The sequence below is a fragment of the Pseudomonas triticicola genome (genome assembly GCF_019145375.1).
Classification (GTDB): domain Bacteria; phylum Pseudomonadota; class Gammaproteobacteria; order Pseudomonadales; family Pseudomonadaceae; genus Aquipseudomonas; species Aquipseudomonas triticicola.
Window position 1 is genome coordinate 213,756 of record NZ_JAHSTX010000002.1, and the last position, 14,412, is coordinate 228,167.

At 55.1% G+C, this 14,412-nt stretch carries 27 protein-coding genes; all 27 read left to right on the plus strand.

Annotation, left to right across the window (positions count from 1 at the left end; genetic code table 11):
* Positions 1-11: 11 nt before the first annotated feature.
* The gene (gene rplD / locus KVG85_RS22715; RefSeq protein ID WP_003228735.1) at positions 12-614 is read left to right on the plus strand and encodes a 50S ribosomal protein L4; all 603 of its coding nucleotides are present in this window, start codon (positions 12-14) and stop codon (positions 612-614) included.
* Positions 611-910, plus strand: a complete 300-nt coding sequence (gene rplW / locus KVG85_RS22720) for a 50S ribosomal protein L23 (RefSeq protein ID WP_002555488.1) — start codon at positions 611-613, stop codon at positions 908-910. Before rplD ends, rplW begins: the two co-directional genes overlap by 4 nt.
* A 14-nt stretch (positions 911-924) precedes the next feature.
* The gene (rplB, locus tag KVG85_RS22725) at positions 925-1,749 is read left to right on the plus strand and encodes a 50S ribosomal protein L2 (protein WP_016772943.1); all 825 of its coding nucleotides are present in this window, start codon (positions 925-927) and stop codon (positions 1,747-1,749) included.
* A gap of 16 nt (positions 1,750-1,765) precedes the next feature.
* The gene (gene rpsS, locus KVG85_RS22730) at positions 1,766-2,041 is read left to right on the plus strand and encodes a 30S ribosomal protein S19 (RefSeq protein ID WP_011336172.1); all 276 of its coding nucleotides are present in this window, start codon (positions 1,766-1,768) and stop codon (positions 2,039-2,041) included.
* 11 nt (positions 2,042-2,052) lie between these two features.
* The gene (rplV, locus tag KVG85_RS22735) at positions 2,053-2,385 is read left to right on the plus strand and encodes a 50S ribosomal protein L22 (RefSeq protein WP_003103908.1); all 333 of its coding nucleotides are present in this window, start codon (positions 2,053-2,055) and stop codon (positions 2,383-2,385) included.
* 13 nt (positions 2,386-2,398) lie between these two features.
* Complete coding sequence (rpsC, locus tag KVG85_RS22740) at positions 2,399-3,085, plus strand: 30S ribosomal protein S3 (protein WP_003176422.1); 687 nt, start codon at positions 2,399-2,401, stop codon at positions 3,083-3,085.
* Between the two features lie 12 nt (positions 3,086-3,097).
* A complete protein-coding gene (rplP, locus tag KVG85_RS22745) occupies positions 3,098-3,511 on the plus strand; it encodes a 50S ribosomal protein L16 (protein WP_003228729.1) in 414 nt (137 codons plus the stop codon).
* Positions 3,511-3,702, plus strand: a complete 192-nt coding sequence (gene rpmC, locus KVG85_RS22750; protein ID WP_002555481.1) for a 50S ribosomal protein L29 — start codon at positions 3,511-3,513, stop codon at positions 3,700-3,702. The genes rplP and rpmC overlap by 1 nt, the downstream gene beginning before the upstream one ends.
* 2 nt (positions 3,703-3,704) lie before the next feature.
* On the plus strand, positions 3,705-3,971 hold the full coding sequence (gene rpsQ / locus KVG85_RS22755) for a 30S ribosomal protein S17 (RefSeq protein ID WP_003194644.1): 267 nt from the start codon (positions 3,705-3,707) through the stop codon (positions 3,969-3,971).
* 23 nt (positions 3,972-3,994) lie between these two features.
* Entirely contained in the window at positions 3,995-4,363 is a 369-nt protein-coding gene (gene rplN / locus KVG85_RS22760) for a 50S ribosomal protein L14 (protein ID WP_002555479.1), read from the plus strand.
* 11 nt (positions 4,364-4,374) lie between these two features.
* Positions 4,375-4,689 carry a 50S ribosomal protein L24 gene (gene rplX, locus KVG85_RS22765; RefSeq protein ID WP_003186046.1) on the plus strand — a complete coding sequence of 105 codons (315 nt, stop codon included), beginning with the start codon at positions 4,375-4,377 and terminating at the stop codon, positions 4,687-4,689.
* Between the two features lie 20 nt (positions 4,690-4,709).
* Positions 4,710-5,249, plus strand: coding sequence for a 50S ribosomal protein L5 (rplE, locus tag KVG85_RS22770; RefSeq protein WP_003210069.1), 540 nt, complete (start codon positions 4,710-4,712; stop codon positions 5,247-5,249).
* Positions 5,250-5,262: 13 nt separating this feature from the next.
* Positions 5,263-5,568, plus strand: a complete 306-nt coding sequence (gene rpsN / locus KVG85_RS22775) for a 30S ribosomal protein S14 (protein ID WP_003186042.1) — start codon at positions 5,263-5,265, stop codon at positions 5,566-5,568.
* Between the two features lie 208 nt (positions 5,569-5,776).
* Positions 5,777-6,169 carry a 30S ribosomal protein S8 gene (gene rpsH / locus KVG85_RS22780; RefSeq protein WP_016772944.1) on the plus strand — a complete coding sequence of 131 codons (393 nt, stop codon included), beginning with the start codon at positions 5,777-5,779 and terminating at the stop codon, positions 6,167-6,169.
* 12 nt (positions 6,170-6,181) lie between these two features.
* Entirely contained in the window at positions 6,182-6,715 is a 534-nt protein-coding gene (gene rplF / locus KVG85_RS22785) for a 50S ribosomal protein L6 (protein ID WP_003228722.1), read from the plus strand.
* A 10-nt stretch (positions 6,716-6,725) separates the two neighbouring features.
* A complete protein-coding gene (gene rplR / locus KVG85_RS22790; protein ID WP_003186037.1) occupies positions 6,726-7,076 on the plus strand; it encodes a 50S ribosomal protein L18 in 351 nt (116 codons plus the stop codon).
* Positions 7,077-7,079: 3 nt separating this feature from the next.
* Positions 7,080-7,580, plus strand: a complete 501-nt coding sequence (gene rpsE, locus KVG85_RS22795; RefSeq protein ID WP_007955637.1) for a 30S ribosomal protein S5 — start codon at positions 7,080-7,082, stop codon at positions 7,578-7,580.
* Between the two features lie 2 nt (positions 7,581-7,582).
* Positions 7,583-7,759, plus strand: a complete 177-nt coding sequence (gene rpmD / locus KVG85_RS22800) for a 50S ribosomal protein L30 (RefSeq protein WP_003176408.1) — start codon at positions 7,583-7,585, stop codon at positions 7,757-7,759.
* A gap of 3 nt (positions 7,760-7,762) precedes the next feature.
* A complete protein-coding gene (gene rplO / locus KVG85_RS22805) occupies positions 7,763-8,200 on the plus strand; it encodes a 50S ribosomal protein L15 (RefSeq protein ID WP_003228720.1) in 438 nt (145 codons plus the stop codon).
* The gene (secY, locus tag KVG85_RS22810; protein WP_016772945.1) at positions 8,201-9,529 is read left to right on the plus strand and encodes a preprotein translocase subunit SecY; all 1,329 of its coding nucleotides are present in this window, start codon (positions 8,201-8,203) and stop codon (positions 9,527-9,529) included. It begins immediately after the preceding gene.
* Between the two features lie 27 nt (positions 9,530-9,556).
* Positions 9,557-9,673, plus strand: coding sequence for a 50S ribosomal protein L36 (rpmJ, locus tag KVG85_RS22815; RefSeq protein WP_002555468.1), 117 nt, complete (start codon positions 9,557-9,559; stop codon positions 9,671-9,673).
* A 130-nt stretch (positions 9,674-9,803) separates the two neighbouring features.
* Positions 9,804-10,160, plus strand: coding sequence for a 30S ribosomal protein S13 (rpsM, locus tag KVG85_RS22820; RefSeq protein WP_003186020.1), 357 nt, complete (start codon positions 9,804-9,806; stop codon positions 10,158-10,160).
* 30 nt (positions 10,161-10,190) lie between these two features.
* Positions 10,191-10,580, plus strand: coding sequence for a 30S ribosomal protein S11 (rpsK, locus tag KVG85_RS22825; RefSeq protein WP_002555466.1), 390 nt, complete (start codon positions 10,191-10,193; stop codon positions 10,578-10,580).
* A gap of 18 nt (positions 10,581-10,598) precedes the next feature.
* Positions 10,599-11,219 carry a 30S ribosomal protein S4 gene (rpsD, locus tag KVG85_RS22830; RefSeq protein WP_003176404.1) on the plus strand — a complete coding sequence of 207 codons (621 nt, stop codon included), beginning with the start codon at positions 10,599-10,601 and terminating at the stop codon, positions 11,217-11,219.
* A 22-nt stretch (positions 11,220-11,241) separates the two neighbouring features.
* A complete protein-coding gene (locus KVG85_RS22835; protein ID WP_016772946.1) occupies positions 11,242-12,243 on the plus strand; it encodes a DNA-directed RNA polymerase subunit alpha in 1,002 nt (333 codons plus the stop codon).
* Positions 12,244-12,285: 42 nt separating this feature from the next.
* Positions 12,286-12,672 carry a 50S ribosomal protein L17 gene (gene rplQ / locus KVG85_RS22840; protein ID WP_003176402.1) on the plus strand — a complete coding sequence of 129 codons (387 nt, stop codon included), beginning with the start codon at positions 12,286-12,288 and terminating at the stop codon, positions 12,670-12,672.
* A 238-nt stretch (positions 12,673-12,910) separates the two neighbouring features.
* The gene (locus tag KVG85_RS22845) at positions 12,911-14,347 is read left to right on the plus strand and encodes a catalase (RefSeq protein ID WP_217865099.1); all 1,437 of its coding nucleotides are present in this window, start codon (positions 12,911-12,913) and stop codon (positions 14,345-14,347) included.
* The last annotated feature ends 65 nt before the right edge of the window (positions 14,348-14,412 follow it).

Sequence of the window (14,412 nt, forward strand, 5' to 3'; positions counted from 1 at the left end):
GGGAAGCTGACATGCAATTAAATGTAAATGACGCTCAAGCGATCGAAGTTTCCGAACTGACATTTGGCGGCGAATTCAACGAGACGCTGGTTCACCAAGCAGTCGTGGCCTACATGGCCGGCGGCCGTCAAGGTAGCAAGCAGCAGAAGACCCGTTCCGACGTCCGTGGTGGCGGCAAGCGCCCATGGCGTCAGAAAGGTACTGGCCGTGCTCGTGCCGGTACTATCCGTAGCCCAATCTGGCGTGGCGGCGGTACCACTTTCGCAGCTCGTCCACAGGATCACTCCCAGAAGCTGAACAAGAAGATGTATCGCGCAGCAATGCGTTCCATCCTTGCTGAGCTGGTGCGTACTGATCGTCTGGTCGTGGTTCAGGATTTCGCTGTTGAAACTCCGAAAACCAAAGATCTGCTGGGCAAACTGAACAACATGAGCCTGACCGACGTTCTGATCGTGTCGGACGCTGTTGATCAGAACCTGTACCTGGCTGCTCGCAACCTGCCGCACGTAGATGTACGTGATGTGCAAGGTTCCGATCCAGTTAGTCTGATCGCATACGACAAGGTGTTGATCACCGTGTCGGCCGTGAAGAAATTCGAGGAGCTGCTGGGATGAACCAGGAACGCGTATTTAAAGTTCTGCTTGGCCCGCACGTTTCCGAGAAGGCTACGGTTCTGGCAGACAAGAAAGGCCAGTTCGTTTTCAAGGTTGCTACTGATGCAACCAAGCTGGAAATCAAGAAGGCCGTCGAAAGCCTGTTCAGCGTGAAAGTAGAGCGCGTCACTACCCTGAACGTTCTGGGTAAGAGCAAGCGCACTGCTCGCGGTCTGGGCAAGCGTAATGACTGGAAGAAGGCAGTTATCTCCCTTCAGCCAGGCCAAGATCTCGATTTCAGCAGCAGTGCTGAGTAAGGAAGGGGTGCATCATGGCAATCGTTAAATGCAAACCGACTTCCCCTGGCCGCCGTTTTGTGGTCAAGGTGGTCAACCAGGAGCTGCATAAAGGCGCTCCTCACGCACCGCTGCTCGAGAAAAAATCGAAGTCTGGTGGTCGTAACAACAATGGCCGTATTACCACTCGTCACATCGGTGGTGGTCATAAGCAGCATTACCGTATGGTCGATTTCCGTCGCAACGACAAAGATGGCATCGTCGCCACTGTCGAGCGTATCGAATACGATCCAAACCGTACTGCTCACATCGCACTGCTCTGCTACGCAGACGGCGAGCGCCGCTACATCATCGCCCCTAAAGGCGTGAGTGCTGGCGACCAGCTGATCGCAGGCGCTCTGGCTCCAATCAAGCCAGGCAACGCTCTGCAACTGCGCAACATTCCAGTCGGTTCTACCGTACACGGCATCGAATTGAAGCCAGGTAAAGGTGCACAGATCGCTCGTTCCGCTGGTGCTTCGGCTCAGCTGATCGCTCGTGAAGGTGTCTACGTGACCCTGCGTCTGCGTTCCGGTGAAATGCGTAAAGTCCTGGCTGAATGCCGTGCGACCCTGGGTGAAGTCTCGAACTCCGAGCACAGCCTGCGTTCGCTGGGTAAAGCTGGTGCCAAACGCTGGCGTGGCGTTCGCCCAACCGTTCGTGGTGTTGCCATGAACCCGGTTGACCACCCACATGGTGGTGGTGAAGGTCGTACCTCTGGTGGTCGTCATCCGGTATCGCCATGGGGCTTCCCGACTAAGGGCGCGAAGACTCGTGGTAATAAGCGTACCGACAAAATGATCGTCCGTCGTCGCAAGTAAATAGAGGGATACGACAGTGCCACGTTCTCTGAAAAAAGGTCCTTTTATTGATCTTCACCTACTGAAGAAGATCGAAGTGGCGGCGGAAAAGAACGATCGCAAACCAATTAAAACCTGGTCGCGTCGTTCGATGATCCTGCCACAAATGGTCGGTCTGACCATCGCAGTACACAACGGTCGTCAGCACGTCCCAGTTCTCGTTAACGAAGACATGGTCGGCCACAAACTGGGCGAGTTCGCCGGTACCCGCAACTATCGCGGGCACGTGGCTGACAAGAAAGCCAAGCGTTAAGGGGTAAGGAAATGGAAGTAGCCGCTAAGTTGTCGGGCGCTCGAATCTCCGCCCAGAAAGCCCGCTTGGTCGCCGACCAGATCCGCGGGAAGAAGGTGGGCGAAGCGCTCAACCTGTTGGCTTTCAGCAGTAAGAAAGCCGCCGAGATCATGAAGAAAGTGCTGGAGTCGGCCGTAGCCAACGCCGAGCATAACGAAGGCGCAGACGTTGATGACCTGAAGGTCAGCACCGTTTTCGTCAACGAAGGGCGTTCGCTGAAGCGCATCATGCCACGTGCCAAAGGCCGTGCTGATCGCATCGTCAAGCGGTCTTGCCATATCACTGTCAAGGTTGCTGACAAGTAACGGAGTCGAAGAGATGGGTCAGAAAGTACATCCCATTGGCATTCGCCTGGGAATCGTCAAGGAGCACACCTCCGTCTGGTACGCAGACGGTCGGACTTATGCGGACTACTTGTTCGCAGATCTGAAAGTGCGTGAGTATCTCCAAGACAAACTAAAAAGCGCGTCCGTAAGCCGTATCGATATCCATCGTCCGGCCCAAACTGCACGCATCACCATCCACACCGCTCGTCCAGGTATCGTTATCGGGAAGAAAGGTGAAGATGTTGAGAAACTGCGTCAGGACCTGACCAAGCAAATGGGTGTGCCTGTGCACATCAATATCGAAGAGATCCGCAAGCCGGAGCTCGACGGTATGCTGGTTGCGCAGAGCGTAGCTCAGCAGCTGGAGCGTCGTGTAATGTTCCGTCGCGCTATGAAGCGCGCTGTACAGAACGCCATGCGCATTGGTGCCAAAGGCATCAAAATCCAAGTGAGCGGTCGTCTCGGCGGTGCTGAAATCGCACGTACTGAATGGTATCGCGAAGGTCGTGTGCCACTGCACACCCTGCGTGCCGACATCGACTATGCCAACTACGAAGCTCACACCACTTACGGTGTGATCGGTGTAAAGGTTTGGATCTTCAAAGGCGAAGTTATTGGTGGTCGCCAAGAAGAACTGAAACCACAAGCACCAGCGCCTCGTAAAAAAGCTGCTAAGTAAGGGGTACGCCAAATGTTGCAACCAAAGCGTACGAAGTTCCGCAAGCAGATGACCGGCCACAACCGTGGTCTGGCACTGCGCGGTAGCAAAGTCAGCTTCGGCGAGTTCGCGCTGAAGTCTGTTGCTCGTGGTCGTCTCACCGCTCGTCAGATCGAGTCAGCGCGTCGTGCTCTGACCCGTCACGTAAAACGTGGCGGCAAGATCTGGATCCGTGTATTCCCGGACAAGCCGATCTCCAAGAAACCTCTCGAGGTTCGTATGGGTAAAGGTAAGGGTAACGTGGAGTACTGGGTTGCCCAGATTCAGCCAGGCAAAGTCCTGTATGAAATCGAGGGTGTTTCTGAAGAGCTGGCGCGTGAGGCTTTCGCCCTGGCTGCTGCAAAGCTGCCGCTCGCCACCTCCTTTGTTAAACGGACGGTGATGTGATGAAAGCGAATGAACTTCGTGAAAAATCCGCACAGCAGCTGAACGAGCAACTGCTCGGCTTGCTGCGCGACCAGTTCAATCTGCGCATGCAGAAAGCAACTGGCCAGTTGGGGCAGTCTCATCTGCTCTCGCAAGTTAAGCGTGACATCGCTCGCGTGAAGACTGTGCTCAACCAGCAGGCAGGTAAGTGATCATGGCTGAAGCCGAAAAAACTGTCCGTACGCTGACTGGCCGTGTTGTCAGCGACAAGATGGACAAAACCATCACCGTTCTGATCGAGCGTCGCGTAAAGCACCCGATCTACGGTAAATACGTTAAGCGTTCGACTAAGCTGCACGCGCACGACGAAACCAATCAGTGCCACATCGGCGACAAAGTCACTATTCGTGAAACTCGTCCGATGGCCAAGACCAAGTCTTGGGCGCTGGTTGATGTTCTCGAACGCGCTGTGGAAGTCTAAGGGCTAGGGGTCGGAGAAATTATATGATTCAGACTCAATCCATGCTCGATGTGGCCGATAACAGCGGCGCTCGCCGTGTTATGTGCATCAAGGTGCTGGGTGGCTCCCATCGTCGTTACGCTGGTATCGGTGACATCATCAAAGTTACCGTGAAGGAAGCAATTCCTCGCGGTAAGGTGAAAAAAGGCCAGGTGATGACTGCTGTTGTAGTCCGCACTCGTCACGGCGTACGTCGTGCTGATGGCTCCATTATCCGCTTTGATGGCAACGCTGCTGTTCTTCTGAACAACAAGCAAGAGCCGATCGGCACCCGTATCTTTGGGCCAGTGACCCGTGAACTTCGTACTGAGAAGTTCATGAAGATCGTCTCGCTCGCCCCAGAAGTGCTGTAAGGAGATCCGACATGCAAAAGATTCGTCGTGACGACGAGATCATCGTGATCGCCGGCAAAGACAAAGGTAAGCGCGGTAAGGTGCTGAAGGTTCTTGCTGACAACCGTCTGGTTGTTGGTGGTCTGAACCTGGTCAAGCGTCATACCAAGCCTAACCCGATGTCGGGCGTACAGGGCGGTATCGTCGAGAAAGAAGCGCCACTGCACGCTTCCAACGTCGCCATCTTCAACGGCGAAACCAACAAGGCTGACCGCGTTGGTTTCAAAGTAGAAGACGGTAAGAAAATTCGTGTCTTCAAGTCGACCCAAAAAGCGGTTGATGCTTGAACACTGCTAGGTAGAAGACCATGGCACGACTAAAAGAGATTTACCGGAAGGAAATCGCTCCGAAACTTAAGGAAGAACTTAAGCTTTCGAACGTGATGGAAGTTCCGCGCGTTACCAAAATCACCCTGAACATGGGTCTGGGCGAAGCGATCGGCGACAAAAAAGTCATCGAGCACGCTGTTGCTGACCTGGAAAAGATCACCGGCCAGAAAGTCGTTGTGACCTACGCTCGTAAATCCATCGCTGGCTTCAAAGTCCGTGAAGGATGGCCGATCGGCGTCAAAGTGACCCTGCGCCGTGAGCGTATGTACGAGTTCCTGGATCGTCTGCTGTCGATCTCCCTGCCTCGGGTTCGCGACTTCCGCGGCCTGAATGCCAAGTCCTTCGATGGTCGTGGTAACTACAGCATGGGCGTGAAAGAGCAGATCATTTTCCCGGAAATCGACTACGACAAGATCGATGCTCTCCGCGGTCTGGACATTACCCTGACCACCACTGCCAAGAACGATGATGAAGGCCGCGCTCTGCTGCGTGCTTTCAAATTCCCGTTCCGCAACTGATTGGAGTAGGAAAATGGCCAAGAAGAGCATGAAGAACCGTGAGCTGAAGCGTCAGCTCACCGTTGCCAAGTACGCCACCAAGCGTGCAGCGCTGAAAGCTATCATCGTCGATCTGAACGCAAGTCCAGAAGCGCGTTGGGAAGCTACCGTAGCTCTGCAGAAGCAACCACGTGACGCAAGCGCTTCGCGCATGCGTAACCGTTGCCGCCTGACTGGTCGTCCGCACGGCGTGTACCGCAAGTTCGGCCTCGGCCGTAACATGCTGCGTCAAGCTGCAATGCGTGGTGACGTGCCAGGTCTGGTTAAAGCCAGCTGGTAATAGTTGTCAAAGTCTCGGTGTTCGGGTTCGCAAGAACCTGACCATCGGTGGCCTTGAATCTGAATCAAGCCCCTTTTGGGGCTTGATTCATTTCTGGGGTGTGTCTAGAATGACCGGCTCGCCTGAGCCCGTGTTTTTCTGCCCGGAAGTTCTCGGCGACAAGTAGTAGCCGCAAGGCTAATTTTTTTGTATTAGGAGCGTCTAGCCCATGAGTATGCAGGACCCGTTAGCGGACATGCTAACTCGAATCCGTAATGCCCAGATGGCTGAAAAGTCTGTCGTAAGCATGCCGTCTTCCACGTTGAAGGCAGCTGTAGCAAAAGTCCTGAAGGACGAAGGTTACATCGCGGATTTTCAGATCACCACCGACGCCAAGCCGTCGCTGTCCATCTCGCTGAAATACTTCGAAGGCCGTCCGGTTATCGAAGAAGTGAAGCGCGTTAGTCGTCCAGGCCTGCGTCAGTACAAGTCCGTTGAAGATCTGCCGAAAGTTCGTGGCGGTCTTGGCGTGTCTATCGTCTCCACCAACAAAGGTGTGATGACGGATCGTGCTGCGCGCGCTGCCGGTGTCGGCGGCGAAGTTCTTTGCACTGTGTTCTAAGGGGGGATAAGCATGTCTCGCGTCGCTAAGAACCCCGTTAAGCTGCCAGCCGGTGTCGAAGTCAAATTCGCAGGCCAACAGCTTTCGGTGAAGGGTGCCAAGGGTACTCTTGAACTGAACATCCATTCGTCCGTTGAGATCGTTGAAGAAGCTGGTGAGCTGCGTTTCGCTGCTCGCAATGGCGATCAACAAACTCGCGCAATGGCCGGTACCACGCGTGCGTTGGTAAACAACATGGTCCAGGGCGTAAGCCAAGGCTTCGAGCGCAAGCTCCAGCTGGTCGGTGTTGGTTACAAAGCGCAAGCAAAAGGTCAGGTTCTGAACCTGGCTCTTGGCTTCTCGCACCCAGTGGATTACGAACTGCCGGAAGGCATCACCGCTGAGACTCCTAGCCAGACCGATATCCTGATCAAGGGCATCGACAAGCAGCTGGTAGGTCAAGTGGCCGCCGAGATCCGCGACTTCCGTCCACCAGAGCCATACAAAGGCAAAGGTGTGCGCTACGCGGACGAAGTCGTCCGTCGTAAAGAAGCCAAGAAGAAGTAGGGCATAGCAAATGACCGACAAAAAAGTTACTCGACTGCGTCGCGCTCGCAAAGCACGCCTGAAAATGCACGAACTCGAAGTCGTGCGTCTCTGCGTGTTCCGCTCGTCGCAGCACATCTACGCCCAGGTCATCTCGGCCGACGGCAACAAAGTCCTGGCAAGTGCCTCGACTTTGGATAAAGAACTGCGTGATGGTGCCACTGGCAACATCGACGCGGCCACAAAGGTTGGCCAGCTGGTCGCTACGCGTGCTAAGGCCGCTGGCGTATCGCAAGTGGCTTTCGACCGCTCTGGCTTCAAGTACCACGGCCGCGTTAAAGCGCTGGCTGATGCTGCTCGTGAAGCTGGGCTGGAGTTCTAAGTTATGTCAAATAACGACCAAAAGCGCGACGAAGGCTACATCGAGAAGCTGGTTCAAGTTAACCGCGTAGCCAAAACCGTTAAAGGCGGCCGTATCTTCACTTTCACCGCGTTGACCGTGGTTGGTGATGGTAAAGGGCGTGTTGGCTTCGGCCGTGGCAAGTCGCGTGAAGTGCCTGCTGCGATCCAGAAGGCAATGGAAGCTGCTCGCCGCAACATGATTCAAGTTGATCTGAACGGCACCACTCTGCAGTACGCAATGAAGTCCGCTCACGGCGCTTCGAAGGTGTACATGCAGCCTGCTTCTGAAGGTACCGGTATCATCGCTGGCGGCGCTATGCGTGCTGTCCTCGAAGTTGCTGGCGTTCAGAACGTTCTGGCCAAGTGCTACGGCTCGACTAACCCGGTAAACGTGGTTCACGCCACTTTCAAGGGTCTGAAGGCTATGCAGTCTCCTGAGTCCATCGCTGCCAAGCGTGGCCTGCGTGTTGAGGAGATCAAGTAATCATGGCTACCGTTAAAGTTACGCTGATCAAAAGCATGACCGGCCGCATCCCTAACCACAAACTGTGCGTTAAGGGTCTGGGTCTGCGTCGCATCGGTCACACTGTAGAAGTCCAGGATACTCCCGAGAATCGCGGGATGATCAACAAGGCTTACTACATGCTGCGTGTCGAGGGTTAATCGATGAAACTCAATGATCTGAGTCCAGCGCCGGGTTCCCGTCGCGAAAAGCATCGTCCGGGCCGTGGTATCGGTAGTGGTTTGGGCAAGACTGGTGGCCGTGGTCACAAAGGTCAGACCTCCCGCTCCGGTGGCACCATCGCTCCAGGCTTTGAAGGCGGTCAACAGCCGCTGCATCGTCGCCTGCCTAAGTTCGGTTTCGTTTCCCTGAAAGCCATGGATCGCGCAGAAGTGCGTTTGTCCGAGCTGGCCAAAGTGGAAGGCGACATCGTTACTGTGCAGTCCCTGAAAGATGCCAACGTGATCAACGTCAACGTACAGCGTGTGAAAATCATGCTGTCCGGTGAAGTGACTCGCGCTGTCACTATCGGCAAGGGAATCGGCGCCACCAAAGGTGCGCGTGCGGCTATCGAAGCAGCTGGCGGCAAGTTCGAGGAATAAATGGCTAAGCAAGGTGCTCTCTCTGCGCTCGGCAAAGGCGGTATGTCTGAACTCTGGGCTCGTCTGCGTTTTCTGTTCCTGGCGATTATCGTCTACCGAATAGGCGCACACATCCCGGTTCCAGGTATCAACCCGGACCGACTCGCAGACCTGTTTCGACAGAATGAGGGGACCATTCTTAGCTTGTTCAACATGTTCTCCGGCGGCGCGCTGGAACGGATGAGCATCTTTGCACTGGGGATCATGCCGTACATTTCGGCATCGATCATCATGCAACTGATGACCGCCGTCAGCCCGCAGCTGGAGCAGTTGAAGAAGGAAGGTGAAGCTGGCCGTCGCAAGATTAGCCAGTACACCCGCTACCTCACCGTCGCTCTCGCTCTGGTCCAGGCTATTGGCATGTCCATTGGTCTGGCCGGGCAGGGCGTCGCGTTCACTGGTGACTTTGGCTTCCATTTCGTCGCGGTAACCACATTTGTGGCTGGTGCGATGTTCATGATGTGGCTGGGTGAGCAGATTACTGAGCGTGGTGTTGGCAATGGTATCTCGATGTTGATTTTTTCGGGTATCGTCGCCGGTCTTCCGAGAGCAATCGGGCAGTCTTTCGAGTCTGCGCGTCAGGGTGATATCAACATCTTCGCCCTGGTTGCCATCGGTTTGCTGGCAGTAGCGATTATCGGTTTCGTGGTGTTCATTGAGCGTGGTCAGCGTCGTATTGCTGTTCACTACGCCAAGCGTCAGCAGGGCCGCAAGGTTTTTGCTGCGCAGACAAGCCACTTGCCGCTGAAGGTGAACATGGCCGGTGTTATTCCGGCTATTTTCGCGAGCAGCATCTTGCTGTTTCCGGCTTCGTTGGGTGCCTGGTTCGGTCAGTCTGAAGGTATGGGCTGGTTGCAGGACATCTCGCAGTCGATCGCTCCTGGTCAGCCGTTGAATATTCTGCTGTTTAGTGCAGGGATTATTTTCTTCTGCTTCTTCTATACGGCGTTGATGTTCAATCCGAAAGACGTAGCGGAAAACCTGAAGAAGTCCGGTGCCTTTATTCCGGGCATCCGTCCAGGTGAGCAGTCTGCGCGCTATATTGATGGCGTTCTGACCCGCTTGACCCTGTTCGGTGCTCTTTACATGACGGCCGTGTGCCTGTTGCCCCAATTCCTGGTGGTTGCAGCAAACGTTCCGTTCTACCTTGGCGGGACCTCGTTGCTGATCGTGGTCGTGGTTGTGATGGACTTCATGTCCCAAGTACAATCGCACCTCGTTTCGCACCAGTACGAATCCCTGATGAAGAAAGCCAACCTGAAGGGTTACGGCAGCGGCATGTTGCGCTGAGTACCCATAAGGTTCGAGGAGTTGGTGATGAAAGTTCGTGCATCGGTGAAAAAGCTGTGCCGTAACTGCAAGATTATTCGCCGCGAAGGTGTTGTTCGAGTAATTTGCAGCGCGGAACCGCGTCACAAACAGCGCCAAGGCTGAGTGTGATTGTGCTTCAAGCCCGGTAGCTAGTGCGCTACCGGGTTGATTATTTGTTATTACAGCGATATTATCTCGCGCCCTATTTCTTGGCTTCCGGGGCGTAGGTAGCTGTCAATTGGAGTCCCACTGAATGGCCCGTATTGCAGGCGTTAACATTCCAGATAACAAGCATACTGTTATCTCGCTGACCTACATCTATGGTGTTGGTCGCACTACTGCGCAGAAGATCTGTGCAGTGACTGGGGTAAACCCAGCAGCAAAGATCAAAGATCTGAGCGACGAGCAAATTGAACAGCTGCGTGGCGAAGTGGCGAAGTTCACCACTGAAGGTGACCTGCGTCGCGAAATCAACATGAAAATCAAGCGCTTGATGGACCTCGGTTGCTATCGCGGTCTGCGTCATCGTCGTGGTCTGCCAGTACGCGGTCAGCGTACCAAGACCAACGCGCGTACCCGTAAAGGTCCGCGTAAGCCGATCCGCAAGTAATCGCCCCAGCGAATCGACAGGAATTTAATCATGGCAAAACCTGCTGCTCGTCCTCGTAAAAAAGTTAAAAAGACAGTGGTTGATGGCATCGCCCACATCCATGCATCTTTTAACAACACCATCGTGACCATCACCGACCGTCAAGGTAACGCTCTTTCCTGGGCTACCTCCGGTGGTTCGGGTTTCCGCGGTTCCCGCAAGTCCACCCCGTTCGCTGCTCAAGTAGCTGCTGAGCGTGCTGGTCAAGCTGCGCTGGAATACGGCCTGAAAAACCTCGACGTAAACGTCAAGGGTCCAGGTCCAGGTCGTGAATCCGCAGTCCGCGCTTTGAACGGCTGTGGCTACAAGATCGCCAGCATCACCGACGTGACGCCAATCCCGCACAACGGGTGCCGTCCGCCGAAGAAGCGCCGCGTGTAATCCAGGAGATTGTAAAGAATGGCTCGTTACATTGGTCCAAAATGCAAACTCGCTCGTCGCGAAGGCACCGATCTCTTCCTGAAGAGCGGCGTGCGCGCGATCGAATCGAAGTGCAACATTGAAGCAGCACCTGGTATCCACGGCCAACGCCGCGGTCGCCAGTCCGACTACGGCACCCAACTGCGTGAAAAGCAGAAGGTCCGTCGTATCTACGGCGTTCTCGAGCGTCAGTTCAGCGGCTACTACAAAGAAGCTGCTGGCAAGAAAGGTGCAACCGGTGAAAACCTGCTGCAACTTCTCGAATGCCGTCTGGACAACGTTGTATACCGTATGGGCTTTGGTTCGACTCGTGCCGAATCCCGCCAGCTGGTATCGCACAAGTCGATCAGCGTAAACGGTCAGACCGTAAACGTTCCGTCGTATCAGGTTCGTGCTGGTGACGTGGTTGCAGTTCGCGAGAAAGCAAAAAACCAACTTCGCATTGTCCAAGCTCTCGATCTGTGTGCCCAACGTGGCCGCGTAGAATGGGTAGAAGTAGACACTGAGAAGAAGTCGGGCGTTTTCAAGAACGTTCCTGCTCGCAGTGATCTGTCCGCCGACATCAACGAAAGCCTGATTGTCGAGCTCTACTCCAAGTAAGGGCTAGAAAATAGGTGCATCCATGCAGATTTCGGTAAATGAGTTCCTGACACCCCGCCACATTGATGTGCAGGTTGTCAGTCCAACCCGCGCCAAGATCACTCTCGAGCCTCTCGAGCGTGGTTTTGGCCACACCCTGGGCAACGCGCTGCGCCGCATCCTGTTGTCCTCAATGCCCGGCTGCGCAGTAGTCGAGGCCGAGATTGACGGTGTGCTCCACGAGTACAGCGCCATCGAAGGTGTACAGGAAGACGTAATTGAAATCCTGTTGAACCTTAAAGGTCTGGCCATCAAGCTGCACGGTCGTGACGAAGTTACGCTGACCTTGTCGAAGAAGGGTTCGGGGGTGGTTACCGCTGCCGATATTCAGCTGGATCATGATGTCGAGATCGTTAATCCCGATCACGTAATCGCTAACCTGGCGTCTAACGGCGCCCTGAACATGAAGCTCACCGTAGCTCGTGGTCGTGGTTATGAACCAGCCGACTCGCGTCAGAGCGATGAAGATGAAAGCCGCAGCATCGGTCGCTTGCAGCTTGACTCTTCGTTCAGCCCGGTTCGCCGTATCGCTTACGTGGTGGAAAACGCCCGTGTCGAACAGCGCACCAACCTGGACAAGCTGGTTATTGATCTGGAAACCAACGGTACCCTGGATCCTGAAGAGGCTATCCGTCGCGCTGCAACCATCCTGCAACAGCAGCTGGCTGCGTTCGTCGACCTCAAAGGTGAAAGTGAGCCGCTGGTTGTCGAGCAGGAAGACGAGATCGATCCGATCCTGCTTCGCCCGGTTGACGATCTGGAACTGACTGTACGTTCGGCTAACTGCCTTAAGGCGGAAAACATCTACTACATCGGCGACCTGATTCAGCGTACCGAAGTAGAGCTGTTGAAGACTCCGAACCTGGGCAAGAAATCCTTGACTGAAATCAAGGACGTTCTGGCCTCCCGCGGTCTGTCCCTCGGCATGCGCCTCGACAACTGGCCGCCTGCAAGTCTTAAGAAGGACGACAAGGCGACTGCCTGATCGTCGTAATCACCGAACGTAGTGTTTGGTAAGGAATGAACCATGCGTCATCGTAAAAGTGGTCGTCACCTGAGCCGCACCAGCTCGCACCGCAAGGCCATGTTCCAAAACATGGCGGTGTCGCTGTTCGAGCACGAGCTGATCAAAACTACTCTGCCAAAAGCCAAAGAACTGCGCCGCGTTGCCGAGCCGCTGATCACTCTGGCCAAGACAGACAGCCTGGCTAACCGCCGTCTGGCTTTCGACCGTACTCGTTCGAAAGCTATCGTTGGTAAGCTCTTCAACGACCTGGGCAAGCGTTACGCTACCCGTGAGGGTGGTTACCTGCGCATCCTCAAGTGCGGTTTCCGCGCTGGCGACAACGCGCCTATGGCGTACGTCGAGTTGGTTGATCGTGCTACTGCTGGCGAAGCTGTATCCGCCGAGTAAGACGTCAGTCTGAAACGAAGAACCGGGCCTAGTGCCCGGTTTTTTGTGGCCGTAAGAAATGCGCCGTCCATACAAGTTTCTGACATCGCTGAACTGCCACTATGTGCCGGGAAACATAATTAGTAATTATCTATCGATGCTTGCAGGTTAATGAATTTGTAGCTGTAACGTCGATGATCAATACTTCCCGCCAAGCCCATAAGCCGGCAGTTCAAGACTGACAGAGGAAGAAGACCGCATGAGCCAGACCAAGACGCTTACAACCGCCAGTGGCGCGCCAGTCGCTGACAACCAGAATTCCCGTTCCGCCGGCCCACGCGGTCCGCTGCTGCTCGACGATTTCCATCTGATCGAAAAGCTCGCGCACTTCAACCGTGAAAACATTCCAGAACGCCGTGTCCACGCTAAAGGCTCGGGCGCCTACGGCACGTTCACCGTCACCCGTGGCATCACTGAATACACCAGTGCGAAGTTGTTCGAGTCGGTCGGCAAACAAACGCCAACCTTTCTGCGCTTTTCTACCGTAGGTGGCGAGCGTGGTTCGGCCGACACTGAGCGCGATCCGCGCGGCTTCGCCTTGAAGTTCTACACCGAGGAAGGCAATTGGGACATCGTTGGCAACAACACGCCAGTGTTCTTCATCCGTGATCCGCTGAAGTTTCCTGACTTTATCCACACGCAAAAGCGTCTGCCGCAAAGCAACCTGAAAAGCGCGCAGATGATGTGGGATTTCTGGTCGCATTCGCCTGAAGCGCTGCATCAGGTCACCATCCTGTTTTCTGATCGTGGCATCCCTGACGGCTACCGTCACATGCACGGCTTCGGTAGCCACACCTACAGCCTGATCAACGCCAAAGGAGAGCGTCACTGGGTGAAGTGGCACTACAAGACCCAGCAGGGCATCAAGAACCTGGCGCCAGCCGAGGCCGCCCGTTTGGCCGGTACCGACCCGGACTATGCGCAGCGTGACCTGTTCGAGGCCATCGAGCGCGGTGAATTCCCGAAATGGCGCGTGTGCATTCAGATCATGACCGAAGCGCAAGCGGCGGCTCATTACGAGAATCCGTTCGACGTGACCAAGACCTGGTCGCAGAAAGAGTTTCCACTGATCGAAGTCGGTGAGCTGGAGCTGAATCGCAACCCGTTGAACTACTTCGCGGAAGTTGAACAGGCTGCGTTTGGCCCGAGCAACATGGTGCCAGGCGTCGGTCTGTCGCCAGACCGCATGCTGCAAGGTCGCGTATTCGCCTACGCTGACGCGCACCGTTACCGTGTGGGCACCAATCACCAGCAATTGCCGGTGAACGCTCCGCGCAGCCCGGTGAATACTTATCAGCGTGACGGCTCCATGGCTTTCGGCAGCAACGGCGGCGCGGCGCCGAACTATGAACCGAACAGCTACGTTGAGTCGCCTAAACAAGCGCCACATTACGCTGAGCCAGCGCTGGCCTTGAGCGGTGCTGCTGATCGTTATGATCACCGCGAAGACACCGACTACTACAGCCACGCCGGTGCCTTGTTCCGCTTGATGAGCGACGAGCAGAAAGCATTGCTGGTCAGCAACATTGCCGGTGCCATGGCGGGTGTTTCCAGCGACGTCGTCGATCGTCAGTTGCAGCATTTCTACAAAGCCGATCCGGCGTATGGAGAAGCAATCGCAAAGCTGCTCAACTGACAGCTTAACGTAGTCTAAACGAGAAGCAGAACCGCCCTCATTTGGGCGGTTTTTGCGTTATTTGG

Excerpts from the sequence above, each read along its gene's own strand:
- rplD (WP_003228735.1), top strand. The coding sequence starts at position 12 with ATGCAATTAAATGTAAATGACGCTCAAGCGATCGAAGTTTCCGAACTG.
- rplW (WP_002555488.1), top strand. The coding sequence starts at position 611 with ATGAACCAGGAACGCGTATTTAAAGTTCTGCTTGGCCCGCACGTTTCC.
- rplB (WP_016772943.1), top strand. The coding sequence starts at position 925 with ATGGCAATCGTTAAATGCAAACCGACTTCCCCTGGCCGCCGTTTTGTG.
- rplV (WP_003103908.1), top strand. The coding sequence starts at position 2,053 with ATGGAAGTAGCCGCTAAGTTGTCGGGCGCTCGAATCTCCGCCCAGAAA.
- rpsC (WP_003176422.1), top strand. The coding sequence starts at position 2,399 with ATGGGTCAGAAAGTACATCCCATTGGCATTCGCCTGGGAATCGTCAAG.
- rplP (WP_003228729.1), top strand. The coding sequence starts at position 3,098 with ATGTTGCAACCAAAGCGTACGAAGTTCCGCAAGCAGATGACCGGCCAC.
- rpmC (WP_002555481.1), top strand. The coding sequence starts at position 3,511 with ATGAAAGCGAATGAACTTCGTGAAAAATCCGCACAGCAGCTGAACGAG.
- rpsQ (WP_003194644.1), top strand. The coding sequence starts at position 3,705 with ATGGCTGAAGCCGAAAAAACTGTCCGTACGCTGACTGGCCGTGTTGTC.
- rplN (WP_002555479.1), top strand. The coding sequence starts at position 3,995 with ATGATTCAGACTCAATCCATGCTCGATGTGGCCGATAACAGCGGCGCT.
- rplX (WP_003186046.1), top strand. The coding sequence starts at position 4,375 with ATGCAAAAGATTCGTCGTGACGACGAGATCATCGTGATCGCCGGCAAA.
- rplE (WP_003210069.1), top strand. The coding sequence starts at position 4,710 with ATGGCACGACTAAAAGAGATTTACCGGAAGGAAATCGCTCCGAAACTT.
- rpsN (WP_003186042.1), top strand. The coding sequence starts at position 5,263 with ATGGCCAAGAAGAGCATGAAGAACCGTGAGCTGAAGCGTCAGCTCACC.
- rpsH (WP_016772944.1), top strand. The coding sequence starts at position 5,777 with ATGAGTATGCAGGACCCGTTAGCGGACATGCTAACTCGAATCCGTAAT.
- rplF (WP_003228722.1), top strand. The coding sequence starts at position 6,182 with ATGTCTCGCGTCGCTAAGAACCCCGTTAAGCTGCCAGCCGGTGTCGAA.
- rplR (WP_003186037.1), top strand. The coding sequence starts at position 6,726 with ATGACCGACAAAAAAGTTACTCGACTGCGTCGCGCTCGCAAAGCACGC.
- rpsE (WP_007955637.1), top strand. The coding sequence starts at position 7,080 with ATGTCAAATAACGACCAAAAGCGCGACGAAGGCTACATCGAGAAGCTG.
- rpmD (WP_003176408.1), top strand. The coding sequence starts at position 7,583 with ATGGCTACCGTTAAAGTTACGCTGATCAAAAGCATGACCGGCCGCATC.
- rplO (WP_003228720.1), top strand. The coding sequence starts at position 7,763 with ATGAAACTCAATGATCTGAGTCCAGCGCCGGGTTCCCGTCGCGAAAAG.
- secY (WP_016772945.1), top strand. The coding sequence starts at position 8,201 with ATGGCTAAGCAAGGTGCTCTCTCTGCGCTCGGCAAAGGCGGTATGTCT.
- rpmJ (WP_002555468.1), top strand. The coding sequence starts at position 9,557 with ATGAAAGTTCGTGCATCGGTGAAAAAGCTGTGCCGTAACTGCAAGATT.
- rpsM (WP_003186020.1), top strand. The coding sequence starts at position 9,804 with ATGGCCCGTATTGCAGGCGTTAACATTCCAGATAACAAGCATACTGTT.
- rpsK (WP_002555466.1), top strand. The coding sequence starts at position 10,191 with ATGGCAAAACCTGCTGCTCGTCCTCGTAAAAAAGTTAAAAAGACAGTG.
- rpsD (WP_003176404.1), top strand. The coding sequence starts at position 10,599 with ATGGCTCGTTACATTGGTCCAAAATGCAAACTCGCTCGTCGCGAAGGC.
- KVG85_RS22835 (WP_016772946.1), top strand. The coding sequence starts at position 11,242 with ATGCAGATTTCGGTAAATGAGTTCCTGACACCCCGCCACATTGATGTG.
- rplQ (WP_003176402.1), top strand. The coding sequence starts at position 12,286 with ATGCGTCATCGTAAAAGTGGTCGTCACCTGAGCCGCACCAGCTCGCAC.
- KVG85_RS22845 (WP_217865099.1), top strand. The coding sequence starts at position 12,911 with ATGAGCCAGACCAAGACGCTTACAACCGCCAGTGGCGCGCCAGTCGCT.